The sequence below is a fragment of the Vibrio sp. OPT20 genome (genome assembly GCF_963889365.1).
Lineage (GTDB): Bacteria > Pseudomonadota > Gammaproteobacteria > Enterobacterales > Vibrionaceae > Vibrio > Vibrio splendidus.
Genome location: NZ_CAWPOA010000035.1, coordinates 107,238 through 126,023, shown reverse-complemented (window position 1 = coordinate 126,023; position 18,786 = coordinate 107,238). Strand labels below are relative to the sequence as shown.

Sequence of the window (18,786 nt, the reverse complement as noted above, 5' to 3'; positions counted from 1 at the left end):
AAAGATGGTTGTGACTCTTAACTCTATGCTGAGAGATGGCGCCATGTGGGATGAAAACACTGCCAAAAATTAATCATTGACGCCATAGTCGTTTGTTATAAAGCTTTGTTGAGTTTATCGATTATCTTTTGTGGGTACTCAAGCGTAACTTTATCTACCCCAAAGAATTCTAAACTGTCTCGAATAGAAAGAGCTACCAAGTTTATTGCTTGATCGAAAAATTGAAGTAACTTTTCATCATCGTAGGCTGAGCCTAGTAAAACTTGAGAATCTTTCGAGTTACTCTCGATTAAAGCACCTACATTGCCGTGTGCGTACATTGACAACATCGAATAGTAACTATTATACAATTCCACTAAATCAGCTTTTTTGAAGCGATCCCACACTGAGAGCTTTTTACCTGACTTTTTATTTATCACTTTCAATATGTTTTTGAAGCTCGTAAAGCCGTTGGTATTGAGCTTTTGTCATAGCCTCTGGATGACTTTGGTCTTTAATGCAACATTGTAGATCAGCGAAAGTTTCTAATGCAGAGCGTAAAACTGTAGGAACTGATGAAATTCTGTGATTATTTAAAAGAACTACAGCATCTAAGCATAGTTCCGTAACCCTAATTGTTAATGCAATGATGTACTTTTCCTGTAGATTGTCGTGAACTAGTGATGCGAATTTCTCATCTCGAAATTGAAATAGTCCAACCCAATCATCTACTTTATTTGAACTCATTATCTACCTTACTTTATAACGAATGACATGGATTCCCCCCTTCCGAGGATCTGCCACACTTATGTGGTACTTAATTGCACCGGAGGCACCATGTCTGATTTTTCTTATTTCTGCGGTATCGACCTAGCTAAAAACCACTTTAGTCTTCATGCCGTAGACCAAAATGGTAAGGTCATACTTCATAAGTCAGTAACTCGCTCTAAACTACTGACTACAATAGCAAATATACCACTCATGCGTATAGGCGTTGAAGCGTGTGGTGGTGCACATTATTGGGCAAGAACACTCAATACACTCGGTCACGACGCCCGCATTATGGCCGTTAAATACGTAATTCCTTATCGAACCAAGGGAAAGAACGACCTTAATGATGCTGTTGCCATATGCGAAGCTGTTCAGCGACCATCCACTCGCTTTGTACCCGTAAAATCCCCCGAGCAACAAGCCATCTTATCGGTACATAGAATGAGAGAGCATTGGGTTCGTGAACGCACCGCGCTTATGAATCGCATGCGTGCCTTACTCTCTGAATTCGGGTTGATCATTCCTGTTGGCCGCTCTTCATTAATGAAACACGTTCCCTTAATGCTTGAAGATGCAGAAAATGAACTGCCACATCTCGCAAGAACGGTGATTGCCGATGCTTATCACCACCTTGGAGAGTTGAATCAACGTATCGCCGATACTGAACAAGTCTTCGACTCTTTTGCTAAGGTCAGCGCTAATGTTCAACGAGTGATGAAAGTTCGAGGTATTGGACCGCAAACCGCTACTGCGATACTTGCTTCGATAGGCAACGGTTCTCAATTTGATAAAAGCCGTGATTTCTCTGCTTGGCTAGGACTCGTACCAAAACAATATTCGACGGGAGGAAAGCCTCGCTTAGGTCGGATAACCAAACACGGCGACAAATACTTACGAACACTATTAGTTCACGGCGCAAGGACCGTGATTGCCAACCTTGGCGACAAGCAAGATAAGTTAAGTCAGTGGTGTCGGGGCGTTCTAGAGCGGAGAGGAATGAACCGAGCGATAGTGGCACTTGCCGCGAAGAACGCACGAATTATATGGTCGCTTTTACACAATCAAACAGAATATGAAAACTATGCTGCTTAAGTAAAAACCTAAGCAGCATAAAGAGTTAAACCCACCGGGTCATTGCAGACGCTAATGATGGAGATAGGTTAAGACCACTTGCGGAGAGCCTGTTAATGCGGCGGACACACTAGATGTCATCTAACGAATAAGGCACCGCAGTCGCGCAAGTCATCAGGGCCACGACGTATGCGAATCGTCGATAAGTAGGCCGAATGTAGAGCGGCAGTCCAAAACCCATCAACATAAGTTTAGCGGATGTTTGACAACCGGGGGAATCCATGTAGCCGCATTAAGGTGTGAGCAACGCTACCACGAAACTCACCCTTATCACCGTAAACACGAAACTCAACGATGGAATGAAAAATGCCAAGCGTTGGGAATCACTCTTAAATGCCTTGTTATATTGTATGTCTGCGAACTTCTAAAATAGACTTTTTGTCATTAATGTACGTATCTTCAAAGAATTTAAATAGGAATCTAGCATTTATCGATTGCCCTTTATCCAATGCTTCAAATTCCGCTAATAATGTATCAAATACATGTTGTAATGAGGGACGATCATTAGGAATTGGTTCTAAAAGTGAAAGAATCAATTTAGTAATTTCTTGATTCGCACAATTTACCAGTCTTTCACCATTTTTAGCCCATGAAGACCAACCCTGCTTTAGCTTAGGACTTTTTTTCAAAGCAAATGCTGCATCCTTTCCTGTTGGGTGCATACCAGTAAACATCATGCAGAGAATTACCCCCAAGGCAAATAAGTCAGGCGCAAAACCGTCAATACTCTTGTCATATTGTTCAGGTGCTTTATAGGCAAACTTCCCTCCAGCTTTACCTTGTACTGGATCCTTAAGGAAATAGTTAGCCATGCCAAAATCACTAATCATAACTCTGTACTTGAATGAATAGTGATATTCTTGAGGTGGATACGGTTCATACTCAGTTCTGTCCTTAACTGGCTTCCCATTACTATCAAACAGCTTAGACATGTCTTCAAACATGATATTAGGTGGATTTAAATCTTGGTGGTGCTTAATTCCAGAAGCCTGCATATCAATCAACCCCTTAACCAATTGCAATGCAATGTTGTATGCTGCCACGTCATCTAAACCATTTAGTATCAATTCAGAAAGATTACCATCAATACCAGCCCTCATGCAGACAAAGTACTGTCCTTCAATAATATCGATATATTGAATAGGCAAAACATACCTACTTACAATTTGGAACCATTTTTCTGTCTCTTCTTTGAATATTTCAAAGCTATCCCCATCGTATCTTTTGCATTTTTTATATGCTATGAACTTTGGAATGGTATATGTTGCAGGTGGAATAGGTGTATTTTCAACCAAATAAACCCTTCCAGAGTTACCTTCAAATGTATTGATAATCTTGCCTAGAAAGATTGATTCCAATACATATTTTTCATTAAGAGCATTCAATTTTGTCATTATTAATCCTAGCCATTACTTTTAAATACAGAGTTTTTCTGTTTAGTCTGTTTTATGGAAAAGGATTATAACCATTAACCCCATCTATAACAGTGATTTAACCCATTAGCAGTAAAACTTGATGCTTAAAATGTAGATTCTTGTCGTAGAAATGCAGAAAGGGCTACTCTCGTAAGAAAGTAGCCCTTTAGATTGGTGTGAATTATCGGCGTTTCTTGTAGCGTTTTCGGGTGGTATTTGCCCTCACCACTCGCCCGTTCTTGAGCGTGTAACCTTTCTTAAGTTGGCCGTTTGCTCGGCGGCCTTTGCACTTGTGTCCTTTCATTCGGTATCTCCAGTTTTCGTATCCGTTGCTCTTGGTCTTGCTGCACTCGCTTTATCCAGTTGATGTCCGTTTTCAAGGCTGCAATCGTGCCAAGGCTTGAGACTCCACCGGTAATCCGTGTAATGGTTAATGCATCAACGAATTCCATCACTTCGTTTTCCGTCGTGATGCGTAGTATTCAAGTAGATGACGCGCATGCCTAACGTATCGACCACAACAGCACCGACTACGCTAGGGATTTTCTGCAGAGCATCGAACCCTTGTTCGACATATGGCGCGTAATTGGGAATGAAAGACAAAATGAGTGGTACGAACGATCTCATAGACAATAAAGTGTTTCGATAAAACTAAGCTTAAAAAGTGACACTGCAACATAATTACTCTCCACTTTAATTGAGGAACAGTAAGTGGCCACGTGACTCGTTATCACAGCAAGCCATAAAACTCGAACACACTACTCTGATTACAACAAAACGAGCCACTTCAATTTAACTGTATAAATATACAGTTAAATTATCACCTCCGTAAAAACCGTACTCATTGAGCAAATAACGTTCAAAATCAGGGTGCTGTGTTCAATTTTTAAACTTGAATTTGGTCTAATGGTGTGCTTTCCTGTATAATCGTCAATTCTGGATCAGTTCTGGGTATAGCAATTTTATGAATGCTAATACTCTAATCTCCGATTGCGCCAACTCTAAGGCATTGCACATTAGGTTCGAATCACGTGTACGAGTTAGTATCATGAGCGACAAAGCATTCCGAAAACTCAACATATTCCTTTCGATTTTTTGCCTAACAATCACGCTAGTGTCGTTGATTTCATTTAATACGCTCATGAATAAGAGCCACGTTATTACGCCAGACAAATTCCCTACACGCGTTCACACAGACAGAGACCATGATGGTGGCACCGTAGGCTCATTACATAAGCTAGAAAATGGAATTGAGTTACAGTGTGACTTTGAACGAACCTATAGCTTACCCTTCTGTGAAATTGAATTCGTTATATCGACACAAGGTAAAGGGCTCGATCTCTCGACGTACGATTCGGTCACCATTAATATGGATTACCAAGGCCAAGAAGACCCAAGGTTTCGCTTCTACATTCGTAATTACGACAAGAATTACAGCGTGAAAGGCGATGCTATGTCGAATAAGTTCAATCGCTTAGATTTCTCGCTAGCAGATAAAAACCACATCGACTTAAACTACTTCAACGTTCCTTTTTGGTGGATTGATCATTACAACCAACCGATTACTAGTAGCGCGGTAGACATTACAAACGCGGTGTCTGTTGAGCTCGGGCTTGGAGCCAGCACGCTTGATGGACATCATTCACTTAAGATCTCGAGCATTGTTTTCCACGGTAAAATCATTAGCAAAGCTTTGTTGGGAGAACTCCTAATTGGATTATGGGTGACGTATGCCATCTATTATGTGGGTTGTGCGTTACATATCGCACAGCGAAGCAAAACGCGCGCAGCAGAGCAACAACGTTATTTAACCCAAGAAATTGAAGAGCTAAAGGTAAAGGCCACAACCGATCCGTTGACCGGATGTCGAAACCGAACCGAGGCGTTAGATACCTTCTATGATTTCGAATGGCTGGCGCAACAAGGAAAAACGATTCACATCGCGTTGTTTGATTTAGACCATTTTAAGCAGATCAATGATCAATACGGCCATGAAGTGGGTGACAAAGTGCTTATTCAGTTTGTCGCAATGGCGAACGAGAGCCTTGGTGAGCAGTACTTGCTTTATCGCTGGGGTGGTGAGGAGTTTCTACTCGTTTGCCTGGAACAAACTGCGCTACAGTGTAACGAATCTATCGATGATTTTTACCTAGCAATGGACCAAAGACCTTGGCCTAAAGCGCTTAAAGTGACGACTTCGACTGGAGTAACGCAGCTTAAGGAGCATGAGTCGATACGTACAGCCATCAAACGTGCAGACAAAGCACTCTACCAAGCGAAAGACAATGGACGAAACCAAGTCGTTACGTTTTATTAAGGCTCGCTAGACTGGACTGCAGCTACACATTCAACTCTCGGCCAATACTCAATCACACGCCATTAATGCCCTGTCGATATCTACTCTCCACTTAAGCAGCCGTTAGATTCGTAAGTGCTGACCAAACAAGCCCATAAGCTTTGCTGTCTCATCAGAACTTAAATCGATTCATATGCCTATAAGCGTGCTCTCGCTATCTGCAATAACACCGTTTGCTATAACACCATCTGTAATAACTCCATCAATATCATTCTCAGGTTGATACGTATCGTTCCTGAATCGCTCTATAAACAGCTCTTCCGTACGCCTCTAACTTCCTAAGCACTTGTTTTAAAAGTCCACATATTTGGCTAGTAAAGCGCGCTTTAACCAATGGTTAGTCACTCGCGGTAACGGTTTTGAACATTACCGTCGTCACTTATCTCGCACTGTTCTTAGATGAAATCCTCATTTGTCTGCTTCTGAACATTCATGCACTCGTACCCACTAAAAATAGAAGTCACAACGTCACTAGCCATAAAAAACGGCATATATTTAACCACTTAGACGTGGTGACACAAATGCTGACACCTAAAATGGCGATTGTTTTACTTTCAGATCTTGCTGTAATTTAATTACAAATAGAAACCAAGAAAAGCCCTTAAAGTGGATTACTCTAATGTAACTTACTGAATAATTTAAGTTTAAGAATTCTGGGCGGGTTGGAACTTAGGGGGAGCTAAAGAATTTGTATGTACGAGATAATATACTAGAGGGTAATATATTTAGTTATAGTGCATCAAGGTAATAAAAAAGAAGGGCTGATGCCCTACTCTTCTTTATTACTCATTTCTTCACGAATTTGCTCAGCAACAATTTTGATCGCTTGTCCTGTGCTGATGCCCTGAGTCATCATTTCTTGAATTCGTTCAACAGCTTTCTGTTGTTCTTCGTGAGAAAGGGTTGGTAAGTCGTTTAGCATGCTCTGCTCCTTTATTTAGGAGCAGAACTATATAAGGACTGTTAGTAACTAGCAAGGAAATTGATTGAAGCACCCATTGCATTTTTGTTTGTGTAGTTCGCACTTAAATCTAACAGGAACAAATTGAGTGGCGAGATACCAATACCGGCTGTGACTGTTCCTTCCGAATCAGAGTAAGCCAGGTTCTTGTAGTACCCTCCCCTTAACTTAAGCTGACGCAGAAGATCGACTTCGGTACCAACACGAATCATCTGTTCGTTATCTTCGAACGAAGTAAACTTCTCAGTCTCGTTTAGGTCGTAATCAACACTGAAAGAAAAGTAATCCGATACGATGCCGGCACCAACGGTGTATACCGGTTCAAGCTTGTAATTATATTTGCCGCCAACAAGGTTACTTTGAGAGCCGCTTGTTAATAACTGAGTTGTGTCTTTCGTCTCAATGTCTCTTGAGATCAAATTAGTCGCAGCTACACCCACTCGGAATGGACCGAAGAACCAGAGTGCACCAGCATCCATGTTGAACGCAGTTTCACCATTGCTGTTTTCTCGTACGTCAGACAGATCGTAATCTTTCACCGACGCCACATAATTGTATGTGTAAATTCGCTGAATCTTAGGTGTGATACCAAATGAGATATGTTGGCCCATGAAAGTTTGGTATTTAGCAAGAGAGAGGCCGACTTCGGCGACCCCAATAGAAACCGCCTCGACGGTGGACAGTTCAAGCTGCTGCTGTTCTGTACCACCAGTATGTACGTCAGGACTTGCGAAAGATTCCGTGTAAGCTTTAGCAAAAAGGTTGGCAGCAATAAACTGATTTGGCAATGCAAAAGCAACAACGCCACCTAACTCAACGTTAGCTTGATTACCGTCAAGCTTCTTCAAGCCATCCGTAATATCGCTACCGGATGCATCAAGCACGGCATCGATATTCGATTTCATATCGTTAGGATCATTGTAGCTACCACCAAAACTTGGCGTGATCATTCCCATATCATCGTTACGACGATAAATGGCAACAAGTGCTGGGTTATAGAATGGAGCGGTTAGGAAGTTTGCTGAAACAACACCAACACCACCCATCGCATCACCACGCGCTTCAATGGCGTAGTTTGCTGCTGAAAGAGGAAGACTGGCGAATGCAATTGATGCTGCGAGTAGTTTAGTCGTATTTTTCATGCCGTTTATCTTTGTTAGATCCCTTACATAGTTAACGGCTCAATTCTAAATTACTTTAACTCTTCTTCGCTAGAAATATCATAAGTTTTACTGATAGTTTGTGCTTGTTCTATCGCTATGTCACCTTGCCAGCGAGAATGCACCATTGAAACCGCCAAAACGTAGCGATCATTGGGAAGTTCTTCGCCAGTGAGGTTCATTGGATAATCAGATTCATAGCTCTTGCCCCACACCTGCTCATAGTGTTCATCGACGTAATCGTATAAACCAATTTCGAGCTTAGGAAGCGGACAATAAGGATTCAGAAGTTCTTTTTTATCGATGCGCCACGTGTCTTTTGATGCCCAACGAACTTGCTGACGAAAAGCAACGTCACCAAGAATAATCCAAGTACTCCATGAATTACCGCCATCGCCTTTCACACTTAAACGATACAGGCCTGACTCAAGTTGAGATGCTAAATTGTAACGCTTGCGGTATAGGCTCACCGATGCGTTGTTTACCACTTCACTGTCTTTGGTTAGCTCGCTGTCCGATGAAACAATCTTATCGACCCACTTCTCGAAGGTAATATCTTGAATGTTGTTTTCGGATTCAACATCAATCGATACGCGAAAAGTATCTCGGCCAGGGCTTTGAATGATGTGTCTTTTAACGACGACTGAACTGATCCAATCTGGGAGTGTTTTTCTGGTGAGGGTTTTACCACAATCTTTGTTCAATGCTTGATCGAACAGCTCATTGAGGTGGTCTTCTCGTGATTGAGAAGAGTTGATTTGCCAAACTTCCACTAGTGAATCAAACATCTGAGGTAAGTCATTATCCAACAGGTGTTTATGAACTTGAGTTAGAGTATCGCTACTCTTAAACCAATCTGCAGCTTGCGCGGTATTCACCACGCAAGACAACATTAATAGTGGAAGTAAGGCTTTTTTCATTACGCTTTCATCTTGTAACCAACGCCACGCAGCGTTTCGATTTCTAGACCCGGCAGTTTCTGTCTTAGTTGCAGAACGTGCGTGTCTACCGTACGTGTTGTTGGGAAATGGTTGTAACCCCATACATGGTCAAGCAGCTCATCACGTGTGAAAACACGGCCAAGGTTGCTTGCCAAAAATAGCAGTAGGTCAAACTCTGTGCGCGTTAACGTGACTTCCAGTTCATTGAAAAACACTTCACGTGTCGCTTTATCGATAACCAGATTTTGAGCCATCACTTTTGATGCGTCTTGATCTTCTGCATCAGGCAGGCGTAACTGCGCGCGAATTCGAGCAAACAATTCAGCTTCAGCGAAAGGCTTAGTTAGGTAGTCGTTTGCACCTGAGTCTAGGCCCGCAACTTTGTCTTTTACTGTGACGAGAGCCGTCAGCAAAATAACTGGGATGTCTTTCTTTTTCTTCCAACCTGGAAGTGAATCTACTGAGTCACCATCAGGAAGTTGACGGTCTAGAATCACTAGGTCCGCTTGTTCCCAGTAGCCTTCAACTTCAGAGATCAGTTCTGCATGCAAACATTCATATCCAGCTTGCTCAAGGCTAACTAATAAACCGTCAGCTAAATTTTTATCATCTTCAACGAGAAGCAATGTCTGTTTCACAAGGTATCTCCAAAATAAATGTTGTTGGGGGGCCGATAAGCGTCATGTGACCGCCCATTTTTCCGACCATAGATTCCACTATCGTCAGACCTAAACCGAGTCCACTCTTACTTACGAATGGCTTTCTTAGTTGCCCCCAATCTTTGCGGGACAAGTCTCCATTATCTATAACTTTGAATGTCAGCTTCTTGTCAGAAGTATTCAGTTCTAGTATCACTGGTGCGACACCGTATTTCACGGCGTTTCTGATCAGGTTGTCGATGCACGTTCCTAACCAATATACGTTTATTTTTGCAGCAATGTCTTTGTTTACACGGAGTTCAATTCCCGGTGCAAATTCTTCTTCAACTTTGTATTGAAGCCACTCTTCGACACTTGGTACCCACTCTGTTGCGAGCGGTTGGTTGTCTGATTGCAAATAGTCTTTACTTGCTTCTGCCAACTGCCTTAAACGGCGTGTATCTTCACACAGCCTACGAAACTCATCATATACCGATTCTGGTAAGTGTTCGAACTCGCGTCTGAACCCTTCAACGGTCAATGACAAACTTGCAATCGGCGTTCTTAATTCGTGCGTTAGGATTTGAAGCACCAGCATGCGGCTCTTCATCTCTTGTTTCTTACTGTTCCAACGGTAAACTGCCCACCCCAAAACAAGCATGATGTTGGCGAGCACCAAGATAAACATGGCGACTTGCAGAAGCTCGGAATGATCTTCTATTTCCCAACATACATTACCGCGCTGAACAAAACAGCTTTTGCCTTCTGAAGATAAACTGAACGATAATCCAGAAAGTGTCGCGTTTTCATTCCAGTCTGATTCTTTGTACAGGTAATATCTGTCGCCGCGTTTTACCCACATTTCGTCAAGCTCGACAAACATGCTCGAACCGGCTAACAGTGCCGTGATAGCTTCACTGTCCATGTTTTGTAAACGAGATAACAGTTCATCATGTTCAGTGTTTGGACGCTCTTGAATATGCATAAAGCGTTTCAAAGAGTCGAACTTGTCCGGGTACTTCTCTACGTATCGCGCCGCATAGGAACCACCACCAGGGTGAATCAAGCCACTACGGCTAAACCAACGATCAGAAAGCTTGGTTCCTTTACACATTGCACGAGTAAAGACCAAAGGTTCGGTGATCAACGGGCTTAACGGTAATTTCCCGCTACAGGTTTTTGATAACTGGTATAAGCGCTGTATGTCTTTTAATGGGTACTCTGCGGTTTGTGGCAGCATAGAAGACGGCATGATCAAACGTGTTGGATAATCAGCCTGCAACAATCGAATATCATAAGATTCGATTGCGGTTTCATGATCAAAGAGTTTGGTGAAATTATCGATACGCTCAGGTAAAGAGTCAGCAAGCGCGTTTGCAGACACAGATAACGTAGCGATAAGAAGAGTAAATGTTCTTTTGATGATCACAAACCAACGCAAATTCATATAGATCAAACAAATATATACCATTCGCTATCAAAGATAAATTTTTAACCGCATGAAAAACAGTGGGAATGGTGAGTTATAGCGATAAATCCCATCATATTAGGATTGTGTTGCACAGGCGCACTCGCAAGCTGATTGGTGAAACCAGCCATCATTCGAATGGGTTTTGCTTTGGTTTCTTTACCCCATTCGTTGTGGGTTTAGGTTAAGACAAGTTCTGAGGATCAAAAAAAGGAGCTCAAATGAGCTCCTAGTCTGGTTATTACATGGTGCTTAGAAAGCACTTGGAAAACTCTTAGAAATTTTCTTAAAAAACTTCTTAACAAGAGACTGGAAAGTGCTTTCTATAGATGCTCTAGAATGCCTAGACAGCTCTGTTTAGCATCACCAAACAGCATCTGCGTATTCTCTTTGAAGAACAGTGGGTTTTGCACACCGGCGTAACCTGTGTTCATCGAACGTTTGAATACGATAACATTCTGAGCATTCCAAACTTCAAGTACTGGCATACCAGCAATTGGGCTGTTTGGATCTTCAAGTGCTGCAGGGTTCACGGTGTCATTTGCACCAATAACCAATACAGTATCTGTCTCATCGAAGTCATCGTTGATTTCGTCCATTTCAAGAACGATATCGTAAGGCACTTTTGCTTCAGCAAGCAGTACATTCATGTGACCCGGTAACCTACCAGCAACTGGGTGGATACCAAATCGAACTTTGATGCCCTGCGCTCTTAGCTTGTCAGTGATTTCATGCACTGGGTATTGAGCTTGAGCTACTGCCATTCCGTACCCTGGAGTGATGATGACTGACTTTGAGTTTTTCAACATGTCTGCCACATCTTCAGCTGATGTTTCGCGGTGTTCACCCTGCTCTTCATCGCCATCAGACACAACCACGTCTTGGCCGAATCCACCAGCGATAACACTAATGAACGAACGGTTCATCGCCTTACACATGATGTAAGACAGAATCGCACCTGACGAACCTACCAAAGCACCCGTTACGATAAGCAGATCGTTCGCAAGCATGAAACCTGCTGCCGCTGCTGCCCAACCAGAGTACGAGTTCAGCATAGAAACAACCACTGGCATATCTGCGCCGCCAATCGATGCCACTAGGTGGTAGCCGAATGCGAATGCGATAAGAGTCATCACCATTAACGCGAACATGCTGCCGTCAGCTTTAACGAACATGATCATGAGCAATGTAGAAGCAACGATAGCCGCTAGGTTCCACTTGTGCTTATGAGGGATGTTCAGTGCCGACGAAGAGATAACGCCGCGAAGCTTACCAAATGCAACAATAGAACCGGTGAAGGTTACCGCACCGATAAAGACGCCTAGGAACACTTCCACTAAGTGGATAACGTGCTCTGCATGCGTTGCCGCTTCTGGTGCATCAATGTAGCTGTTGTAACCAACAAGTACCGCCGCCATACCTACGAAGCTGTGCAGAATTGCCACCAGCTCTGGCATTTCGGTCATTTCTACTTTCTTCGCGAAGTGGATACCAATACCACCACCGATCACCATAGCAATGATGATCCACACAATTCCAGCAGAATGAGGGCCAAAGATCGTCGCGATCAACGCGATTGCCATACCCGTGATACCGTAATAGTTACCTGCACGTGCAGATTCCTGCTTCGATAACCCGGCCAAGCTCATTATAAAGAATACAGCAGCAACAATATAAGCTGCTTGTACTAATCCTTCAGACATCTGTTACTCCTTAGTCTTTACGGAACATTTCAAGCATACGTTTGGTCACGGTAAAGCCACCAAAGATATTGATACTTGCAATTAATACGGCAATAAATGATAAGAATGTGACGACGCCACTTCCTTGTCCTATTTGTAACAGTGCGCCTACTACAATGATCCCTGAAATCGCGTTAGTTACGGACATCAGAGGTGTATGCAGTGAATGGCTTACATTCCAAACTACGTAATAACCCACCACACAAGCGAGAACAAAAACGGTAAAGTGAGATAAGAACGCAGCAGGAGCAACCGAAGCTATCCAAGCGAAAGCACCAACAGCAACTGCCATACCCGCCGCTTTCTTAATTGGAGAGACAGGTTCTTGAACTTTTGGTTCAGGTCTCACCGCTTTAGGCTTAGCTTGTTGTTGTGGTTGAGCAGAAACTTGAATTGGTGGAGCTGGCCAAGTCACTTCGCCTTCTTTAACCACCGTTACGCCACGTAAGACGACATCTTCAAAGTCGATATTGATGTTGCCATCTTTCTCTTTGCAAAGCAGTTTCAGCAGGTTAACTAAGTTAGTCGCGTATAGCTGAGATGATTGAGTCGGCAGTCGACCAACCATATCGGTGTAACCTACCACTTTCACGCCATTAGCGGTTGTGATCACTTGGTCTGCAACCGTGTATTCACAGTTACCGCCATTCGCAGCGGCAAGATCCACAATGACGCTACCTGCACTCATACTGTCTACCATCTCTTTGGTAATCAGCTTAGGTGCAGGGCGACCTGGGATCAGTGCCGTTGTAATAATGATATCGACGTCTTTTGCTTGAGCCGCATAAAGCTCTTCCGCTTTCTTGTTGAATGCTTCAGACATCTCTTTTGCGTAGCCATCACCCGCGCTGGTATCTTCCTTGAAATCGACTTCCAAGAATTCAGCGCCCATAGATTCGACTTGCTCTTTTACTTCAGGACGAACATCGAATGAACGAACGATCGCACCCAAGCTACCTGCAGCACCAATCGCCGCTAGACCAGCAACACCCGCACCAGCAACCAATACTTTTGCTGGTGGAACTTTACCTGCCGCCGTAATTTGACCCGTGAAGAATCGACCAAATTCATGTGCCGCTTCAACAACGGCACGATAACCGGCGATATTTGCCATAGAACTCAATGCATCTAGCGCCTGAGCTCTCGAAATTCGTGGAACAGAATCCATCGCCATCACGTTGATGCTACGAGTAGACAATTGTTCCATCAATTCTGGATTTTGAGCAGGCCAAATAAAGCTGACCAATGTTGCGCCATCTTTAAGTAGATCGATTTCGTTTTTAGACTCGTCAACGATCGGAGCGTTAACTTTAAAGATAATATCGGATTTCCAAGCTTCATCTGCAGTAACAACTTTTGCTCCAGCTTGTTCATAAGCTGCATCTTCAAAACTTGCTAACGCACCTGCTTGTGATTCAACACAAACTTCAAATCCTAATTTTAGAAGCTGTTCTACCGATTTCGGCGAAGCAGCGACTCGCGTTTCACCTGCGAGTGTTTCTCTTGGTACACCAATTTGCATAGCTATTCCTTGACTATTGGCACGAATGACTTATTCGTTTGTATCTAACGACAACTAATACTTCAAGCGTTTTGTTCAAAGAACAGGAAAAGTTATTACTTATAACGATTTGGATGGAATTTGAGCGCTTCATTTGAAGAAATGACGACCGTCTCGAACTAAGAGGTCAAACCACTTGCAAATAATCCTTTAAATAACAACTTACTAGCTGTTCTTTGTCCCTAAAACTAAAAAGAGCTTTCAGCATATACACTGAAAGCTCTCTAAATTATGACCAACATCAATTCTAACCCTATTTGGTTAGCTAAATATATTGTCGCCCATTTGGTCGATGAACATCTGCGATTTTTTTAGCATCAATTCATCGGCATCTTGTTTGTTTGAAACAACATCTGAACGAATAAAACGATGAGTTTTGATTTCACCGTCGAATTCTTTCTCGATTCGCCCAGCAACACGGTATTGACCAGATTCTGCAATGGCATCTTGATAGATATTGAAGCCTTTATATTCGACTGGCTCAATATCTACTTTTTGTTCGGTTTTTTCTTTGCCACCAAATAATCTAGAAAAGAATCCCACGTTTTTTACTCCTTAAATGACCGTATTAACCCTAAACTATCACGACTGTTTACGGTTCAACAATGGCTTTTCATACCATTGCAATTCTACGTCATCATCAAAATTGTGTTGACTAAATATAACAGGCACATTGTCGTCACGTTCGCGTCTTCGATCGTCAATAATCATACTTTCTGCATTTTTGACCGCGATCTCACTATTTCGTTTATAGAGTACCAATTTGTCTTCTGGCAATGCCGAAAGAAAATCGATATCGAAACGAATATAGATGGGCTTAAGTTGACCTAAAGCCAAACACGCCAGATCAGCCAACTGTTCGTTGTTATAACTAGACACATATTCCTCGGTAGCCAAGACCTGACCCACCAGAGTTTCCATATAGTTGTGAACATCAACACTAATTTGCATACCACACCTCCATTTGTAGCTATCACGACAGATCGAGTTCTAGCCTGATTGGCAACGACCTACATATTGTTACCTTACTATACCCTACTCATTACTACAGATTTACTAACTGCATGTTAACTAACTATAACGACTAATTAATTTCTCATATATACTGTGTAGTTGGTTCTATGGTTAATAGCAACTCAAATACATATAAAAATGGTTGCACCATTAGCGACCTATGACTATGTTTTTGCTCTGATTTAAGCAAAAAGCTTGGCATTCGCTTGTTTAACCGTATCCTACGTATAAAATTAAATTACAAGATCATCAGTATAATTAGGCTCACCACGTAAATGGCATCTTCTTTTGTAACGTCGAGCATGTTTCGATTTTGCTTCCCTCTATTTTTATTGGCAATTTTATTCGCTGGTATGAACAACGTCATTCTCGTGACGGATTCAAACCTAGGGTTTGCTAGCAACCTTCCATATATCTTATTGAGCGTTGCCGTTTTGCTATGCCATACATTCAGACAAGGACGCATGGCCATGGTGTCATTAACCATGCTAGTAGCCTACCTGATCATCCAAGTTCGCTTGCAAACCCCTTTGAACACCGGAACCACCTTATTAGAGCTGTCGTTACTTGCGGCATTAGTACCGGTCACTTGCTTATTGGTGTATGCCTTCCCGGATAACGGTGTCAATTCAAAGTCGATGCTCCTCTACGCCATCGTTCTCGTGCTGTTTATGGTTTGGGCGCAATTGATCGTTTCTCATTTCCATGCTGGCGGTTTTGAATCATGGAGTGAAGGCCTACTGTTCATTGTTAGAGACTTCTCCAAACTGCCTTTTGTTTTGGTGTTGTATAGCCTTTGCTTGCTTGGCCTTACAGCCATCCTAGTGCTGGTGTACAACCGTTCTATTGATGTTGTCGTTTATAGCACTATCTTGCTGTCCTCTTGTACGTTCATCTTCTTTGACGTGCAGTACATCTCTAGCACTATGTTCTCCTTATCAGGCACGTTGATCATCGTCTATGTGATGTCTGCTAGCCACGATATGGCGTTTAATGATCAACTGACTAACATCCCAGGTCGACACGCCTTAGAAGTCGATATGAAGCACTTAGGCCGTAAATATTCGATGGCGATGGTTGATATCGACCACTTCAAGAAATTTAACGATACCTATGGCCATGACATTGGCGACGATGTGCTGAAACTGGTGGCTCGTATTCTTAGAGAAACCACCGGTGGTGCGAAAGCGTATCGCTATGGTGGAGAAGAGTTCACGATTATTTTTAAAGGCAAATACACGGAACAGGTGAAAGAGCACCTTCAAGTTCTGATTTCAGAGATCCAAAACTACGACATGACCATTCGTAATAGCCACGAGCGTCCTGATGACCATGAAGTGGGTATCAAAAATCGTGGTCAGAACGGGAAACCATCGGAAGTGGTGAATGTGACGGTGAGTATTGGGCTGTCTGATAGCACAACCACCAAGCATCCTGAAGAAGTATTGAAGCTTGCTGACAAGGCACTCTACAAAGCGAAAGAAACCGGACGAAACAAGCTGTGTGTTGATAGCTAAACGTAAGTGTCGATAGCTTAAGTGTCGATAACTCGACTAAAGGGAGCTTAATCTTGGTTAAAGAAAATAACTAAGCTCCCGCCTTTCAAACTGCTTCCGTAATTGATCGTAAACCCTATTCCCACATTATCGACCCAGTCATTAAACAGGTTTGGGTTAAGCAACCAACCTACGCTGCCCTCGTAGTAAGATGTTGTGCCCATAGAAGCCACGGTGTCACCTCCTATATCAATTCTTCTTATACTCGAGTACATCGATGTGATGTTTTTATCCCAACGAACTAGATCATAGAAAATCTTGGCTTCATTAGCGATATACCAACCTTCAGGGTGGCCGACATTGCCATTATTCGCCTCGCCCCAGCCAATACCATTAAAGTAATGCCAACTGGTACTCAATTTATACTTTCCCCAATCATTCTTATCTTCGTACATCAGCTTGATTTTAGGCTCGATGATGTAAGCCCAAGCATCAGTATTGAGGTAGACGCCATCCAGTTGGTCTTGAATAGGCTTTAACAACGAAGCGCGATATTCATAATCATTGCGGTAGTAAGAGATGTGGTTACCGATTGCAGAGCTGAAGCTCCAATATTCGTCTAACTGAGATACATTCGCGAATTCCACGTAGCCAGACACTACCGACTCTTTTTGAAAATCGTTTTTGTTTGCTGCAGCATACTCAACATCATTCTCGATCCGCAATGCAGACAAGCGTAGCGTCACCTCTTGATGGTTGTCTTCAATGTAACTTGTCAACTCAAATGTATAAGGCAAACTGAGGGAGGTAATGTTTTGTCTACGACTCACCGAATCGTTCGAACCAATATCTTCATTGTCCAAACTCAGCACTTTGTTCGGGTCGAAGTTATTAATACCAAAAGTAAAAACATCGGTATCGTTAAGTAATACACTGGTGGCAAAGCGCTGCTCTAGTTCCTTTCTGAAAAGATCAGACACGGAGTTAGCATTAGCGGTGGTTGGCACTGCAGTTAAAACTAGAGGAGCCGCGGTTAAAAATAGAGGAACCGCAAGCGTCCAGCATGTTTTAGTCACATAAAATGACTTTGAATCTGGCATTTCTCTTATCACTTAAAGCACTTCCTAGCTAAAACGCTAGTAAAGTATAAATTCAAATATCTCAAAGAGCTCGCCAACTAACGAGCAAGCTCCAAAATGTTGCGTTGTATGAAGGTATTTCTGCCGCTTTGTTTCGCTTGGTAAAGCGCTTGATCGACCTTTTCGTAAATAGAGGCGGTAGATTCTCCCCCATCAGGCACGAATGAGAGCACACCTTGTGACGCTGTCACTCTATCGGATACCGTTGAGTGCTCATGAGCGTAGTTCATTTCATGCAACGCTTCTTTTATACGTGTCGCCTGCAACATAGCAGCATCGCTGTCTGTGTCACTTAGGATAAGGACAAACTCTTCACCGCCGTAGCGACCGACAAACTCTCCCGCACGCACAAAAAGCTGCTTCAAGGTACCGGCAAGCCCTTGCAAGCACTTATCCCCTTGAATATGACCGTAATTATCGTTGTAAGGCTTAAAGAAGTCTACATCTAGAAGTATGACAGTCATGGGGATATTACGTCTTCCGTGCCACGCAATGCTCTCTTCAAGCTTAGTATCCATATATCGACGGTTATACAATTTAGTCAGGCCATCTTCATTGGCTTGTTGCTGCAGGAGAATATTCAGTTCTTCGAGCTTGGCGGTACTCTGTTTTAACTCTCGTCTCATGTGCGCAATACGCTGCATCGCAATCAACTTAGAGTTCAAAACAACTTTGTTTACCGGTTTGATTAGATAATCATCACCACCGGCATCAATCGCTTTCGCGATCATCTCCGGCTCTTCATGACCACTCAAAAAGATGATGGGAACCCATTCTGGGAATTGGCCACGAACCTCATTAGCCACTTCAAATCCATCCATGTCTGGCATGCTAATATCAAGTAACACGAGTTCAGGATCAAAATCAGAATAAACATTCAGGGCTTCTTTTCCGCTACCAACAGCTTCTACAACATGACCCAATTGCTTGAGTCGAATAGCGAGTTGCATCCTGTCTAGTTGAACGTCATCAACCAGCAATATGCGCATCGAAGATCCCTTTTCTATCATCACA

At 42.8% G+C, this 18,786-nt stretch carries 18 protein-coding genes and 1 pseudogene; 3 read left to right on the top strand and 16 right to left on the bottom strand.

Translation table 11 applies throughout. The annotated features are described in order from the left end of the window. Positions 1–95: 95 nt before the first annotated feature. Positions 96–726 (bottom strand): annotated as a pseudogene (locus tag AACR09_RS07935) (DUF5677 domain-containing protein). Positions 727–816: 90 nt separating this feature from the next. Between AACR09_RS07935 and AACR09_RS07930 the strand changes: the two are divergent. Beyond that, a complete protein-coding gene (locus tag AACR09_RS07930; protein WP_193836298.1) occupies positions 817–1,842 on the top strand; it encodes an IS110 family transposase in 1,026 nt (341 codons plus the stop codon). Positions 1,843–2,222: 380 nt separating this feature from the next. On the opposite strand, the gene AACR09_RS07925 is transcribed toward AACR09_RS07930, so the two are convergent. From AACR09_RS07925 to AACR09_RS07910, 4 genes are all read right to left on the bottom strand, one after another. Further along, positions 2,223–3,275 (bottom strand): protein kinase domain-containing protein, encoded by a 1,053-nt coding sequence (locus AACR09_RS07925; protein WP_193836297.1) that lies wholly within the window; start codon positions 3,273–3,275, stop codon positions 2,223–2,225. Positions 3,276–3,477: 202 nt separating this feature from the next. Continuing rightward, positions 3,478–3,600: a hypothetical protein gene (locus tag AACR09_RS07920; protein ID WP_265575724.1), complete on the bottom strand. Its 123-nt coding sequence runs from the start codon at positions 3,598–3,600 to the stop codon at positions 3,478–3,480. Continuing rightward, positions 3,554–3,748, bottom strand: coding sequence for a hypothetical protein (locus AACR09_RS07915; RefSeq protein WP_322621730.1), 195 nt, complete (start codon positions 3,746–3,748; stop codon positions 3,554–3,556). The genes AACR09_RS07920 and AACR09_RS07915 overlap by 47 nt, the downstream gene beginning before the upstream one ends. Continuing rightward, the gene (locus AACR09_RS07910) at positions 3,735–3,923 is read right to left on the bottom strand and encodes a hypothetical protein (RefSeq protein WP_193836304.1); all 189 of its coding nucleotides are present in this window, start codon (positions 3,921–3,923) and stop codon (positions 3,735–3,737) included. Before AACR09_RS07910 ends, AACR09_RS07915 begins: the two co-directional genes overlap by 14 nt. Before the next feature lie 382 nt (positions 3,924–4,305). On the opposite strand from AACR09_RS07910, the gene AACR09_RS07905 reads away from it, so the two are divergent. Continuing rightward, positions 4,306–5,613, top strand: a complete 1,308-nt coding sequence (locus AACR09_RS07905) for a GGDEF domain-containing protein (RefSeq protein ID WP_193836303.1) — start codon at positions 4,306–4,308, stop codon at positions 5,611–5,613. Between the two features lie 808 nt (positions 5,614–6,421). Here the strand turns inward: AACR09_RS07905 and AACR09_RS07900 are convergent. The 9 genes from AACR09_RS07900 to AACR09_RS07860 all read right to left on the bottom strand — a co-directional run bounded on the left by AACR09_RS07900 (position 6,422) and on the right by AACR09_RS07860 (position 15,074). After that, on the bottom strand, positions 6,422–6,574 hold the full coding sequence (locus tag AACR09_RS07900; RefSeq protein WP_017073513.1) for a YoaH family protein: 153 nt from the start codon (positions 6,572–6,574) through the stop codon (positions 6,422–6,424). 41 nt (positions 6,575–6,615) lie between these two features. Next, positions 6,616–7,755 carry a conjugal transfer protein TraF gene (locus AACR09_RS07895; protein WP_193836296.1) on the bottom strand — a complete coding sequence of 380 codons (1,140 nt, stop codon included), beginning with the start codon at positions 7,753–7,755 and terminating at the stop codon, positions 6,616–6,618. 50 nt (positions 7,756–7,805) lie between these two features. Next, positions 7,806–8,693, bottom strand: coding sequence for a DUF2861 family protein (locus tag AACR09_RS07890; protein ID WP_017082176.1), 888 nt, complete (start codon positions 8,691–8,693; stop codon positions 7,806–7,808). Continuing rightward, positions 8,693–9,352 (bottom strand): response regulator transcription factor VxrB, encoded by a 660-nt coding sequence (vxrB, locus tag AACR09_RS07885; protein WP_009845363.1) that lies wholly within the window; start codon positions 9,350–9,352, stop codon positions 8,693–8,695. The genes AACR09_RS07890 and vxrB overlap by 1 nt, the downstream gene beginning before the upstream one ends. Then, on the bottom strand, positions 9,327–10,799 hold the full coding sequence (gene vxrA / locus AACR09_RS07880) for a sensor histidine kinase VxrA (RefSeq protein WP_054546846.1): 1,473 nt from the start codon (positions 10,797–10,799) through the stop codon (positions 9,327–9,329). The genes vxrB and vxrA overlap by 26 nt, the downstream gene beginning before the upstream one ends. 344 nt (positions 10,800–11,143) lie before the next feature. Next, the gene (gene pntB, locus AACR09_RS07875) at positions 11,144–12,523 is read right to left on the bottom strand and encodes a Re/Si-specific NAD(P)(+) transhydrogenase subunit beta (RefSeq protein WP_017079246.1); all 1,380 of its coding nucleotides are present in this window, start codon (positions 12,521–12,523) and stop codon (positions 11,144–11,146) included. Between the two features lie 10 nt (positions 12,524–12,533). Then, entirely contained in the window at positions 12,534–14,084 is a 1,551-nt protein-coding gene (gene pntA, locus AACR09_RS07870) for a Re/Si-specific NAD(P)(+) transhydrogenase subunit alpha (protein ID WP_004731020.1), read from the bottom strand. Between the two features lie 300 nt (positions 14,085–14,384). Further along, positions 14,385–14,666 (bottom strand): HlyU family transcriptional regulator, encoded by a 282-nt coding sequence (locus tag AACR09_RS07865; RefSeq protein WP_017095724.1) that lies wholly within the window; start codon positions 14,664–14,666, stop codon positions 14,385–14,387. Positions 14,667–14,705: 39 nt separating this feature from the next. Next, the gene (locus AACR09_RS07860; RefSeq protein ID WP_004731025.1) at positions 14,706–15,074 is read right to left on the bottom strand and encodes a late competence development ComFB family protein; all 369 of its coding nucleotides are present in this window, start codon (positions 15,072–15,074) and stop codon (positions 14,706–14,708) included. Positions 15,075–15,412: 338 nt separating this feature from the next. Here AACR09_RS07860 and AACR09_RS07855 point away from each other — a divergent pair, with 338 nt between their 5' ends. Next, positions 15,413–16,654: a GGDEF domain-containing protein gene (locus AACR09_RS07855; protein ID WP_017079247.1), complete on the top strand. Its 1,242-nt coding sequence runs from the start codon at positions 15,413–15,415 to the stop codon at positions 16,652–16,654. A gap of 47 nt (positions 16,655–16,701) precedes the next feature. On the opposite strand, the gene AACR09_RS07850 is transcribed toward AACR09_RS07855, so the two are convergent. After that, positions 16,702–17,733 carry a Solitary outer membrane autotransporter beta-barrel domain gene (locus AACR09_RS07850; RefSeq protein ID WP_193836295.1) on the bottom strand — a complete coding sequence of 344 codons (1,032 nt, stop codon included), beginning with the start codon at positions 17,731–17,733 and terminating at the stop codon, positions 16,702–16,704. A 77-nt stretch (positions 17,734–17,810) separates the two neighbouring features. After that, positions 17,811–18,761 carry a diguanylate cyclase gene (locus AACR09_RS07845; protein ID WP_004731034.1) on the bottom strand — a complete coding sequence of 317 codons (951 nt, stop codon included), beginning with the start codon at positions 18,759–18,761 and terminating at the stop codon, positions 17,811–17,813. Positions 18,762–18,786 lie beyond the last annotated feature (25 nt).

Excerpts from the sequence above, each read along its gene's own strand:
- AACR09_RS07930 (WP_193836298.1), top strand. The coding sequence starts at position 817 with ATGTCTGATTTTTCTTATTTCTGCGGTATCGACCTAGCTAAAAACCAC.
- AACR09_RS07925 (WP_193836297.1), bottom strand. The coding sequence starts at position 3,275 with ATGACAAAATTGAATGCTCTTAATGAAAAATATGTATTGGAATCAATC.
- AACR09_RS07920 (WP_265575724.1), bottom strand. The coding sequence starts at position 3,600 with ATGAAAGGACACAAGTGCAAAGGCCGCCGAGCAAACGGCCAACTTAAG.
- AACR09_RS07915 (WP_322621730.1), bottom strand. The coding sequence starts at position 3,748 with ATGGAATTCGTTGATGCATTAACCATTACACGGATTACCGGTGGAGTC.
- AACR09_RS07910 (WP_193836304.1), bottom strand. The coding sequence starts at position 3,923 with ATGAGATCGTTCGTACCACTCATTTTGTCTTTCATTCCCAATTACGCG.
- AACR09_RS07900 (WP_017073513.1), bottom strand. The coding sequence starts at position 6,574 with ATGCTAAACGACTTACCAACCCTTTCTCACGAAGAACAACAGAAAGCT.
- AACR09_RS07895 (WP_193836296.1), bottom strand. The coding sequence starts at position 7,755 with ATGAAAAATACGACTAAACTACTCGCAGCATCAATTGCATTCGCCAGT.
- AACR09_RS07890 (WP_017082176.1), bottom strand. The coding sequence starts at position 8,693 with ATGAAAAAAGCCTTACTTCCACTATTAATGTTGTCTTGCGTGGTGAAT.
- vxrA (WP_054546846.1), bottom strand. The coding sequence starts at position 10,799 with ATGAATTTGCGTTGGTTTGTGATCATCAAAAGAACATTTACTCTTCTT.
- pntB (WP_017079246.1), bottom strand. The coding sequence starts at position 12,523 with ATGTCTGAAGGATTAGTACAAGCAGCTTATATTGTTGCTGCTGTATTC.
- pntA (WP_004731020.1), bottom strand. The coding sequence starts at position 14,084 with ATGCAAATTGGTGTACCAAGAGAAACACTCGCAGGTGAAACGCGAGTC.
- AACR09_RS07860 (WP_004731025.1), bottom strand. The coding sequence starts at position 15,074 with ATGCAAATTAGTGTTGATGTTCACAACTATATGGAAACTCTGGTGGGT.
- AACR09_RS07855 (WP_017079247.1), top strand. The coding sequence starts at position 15,413 with ATGGCATCTTCTTTTGTAACGTCGAGCATGTTTCGATTTTGCTTCCCT.
- AACR09_RS07850 (WP_193836295.1), bottom strand. The coding sequence starts at position 17,733 with ATGCCAGATTCAAAGTCATTTTATGTGACTAAAACATGCTGGACGCTT.
- AACR09_RS07845 (WP_004731034.1), bottom strand. The coding sequence starts at position 18,761 with ATGCGCATATTGCTGGTTGATGACGTTCAACTAGACAGGATGCAACTC.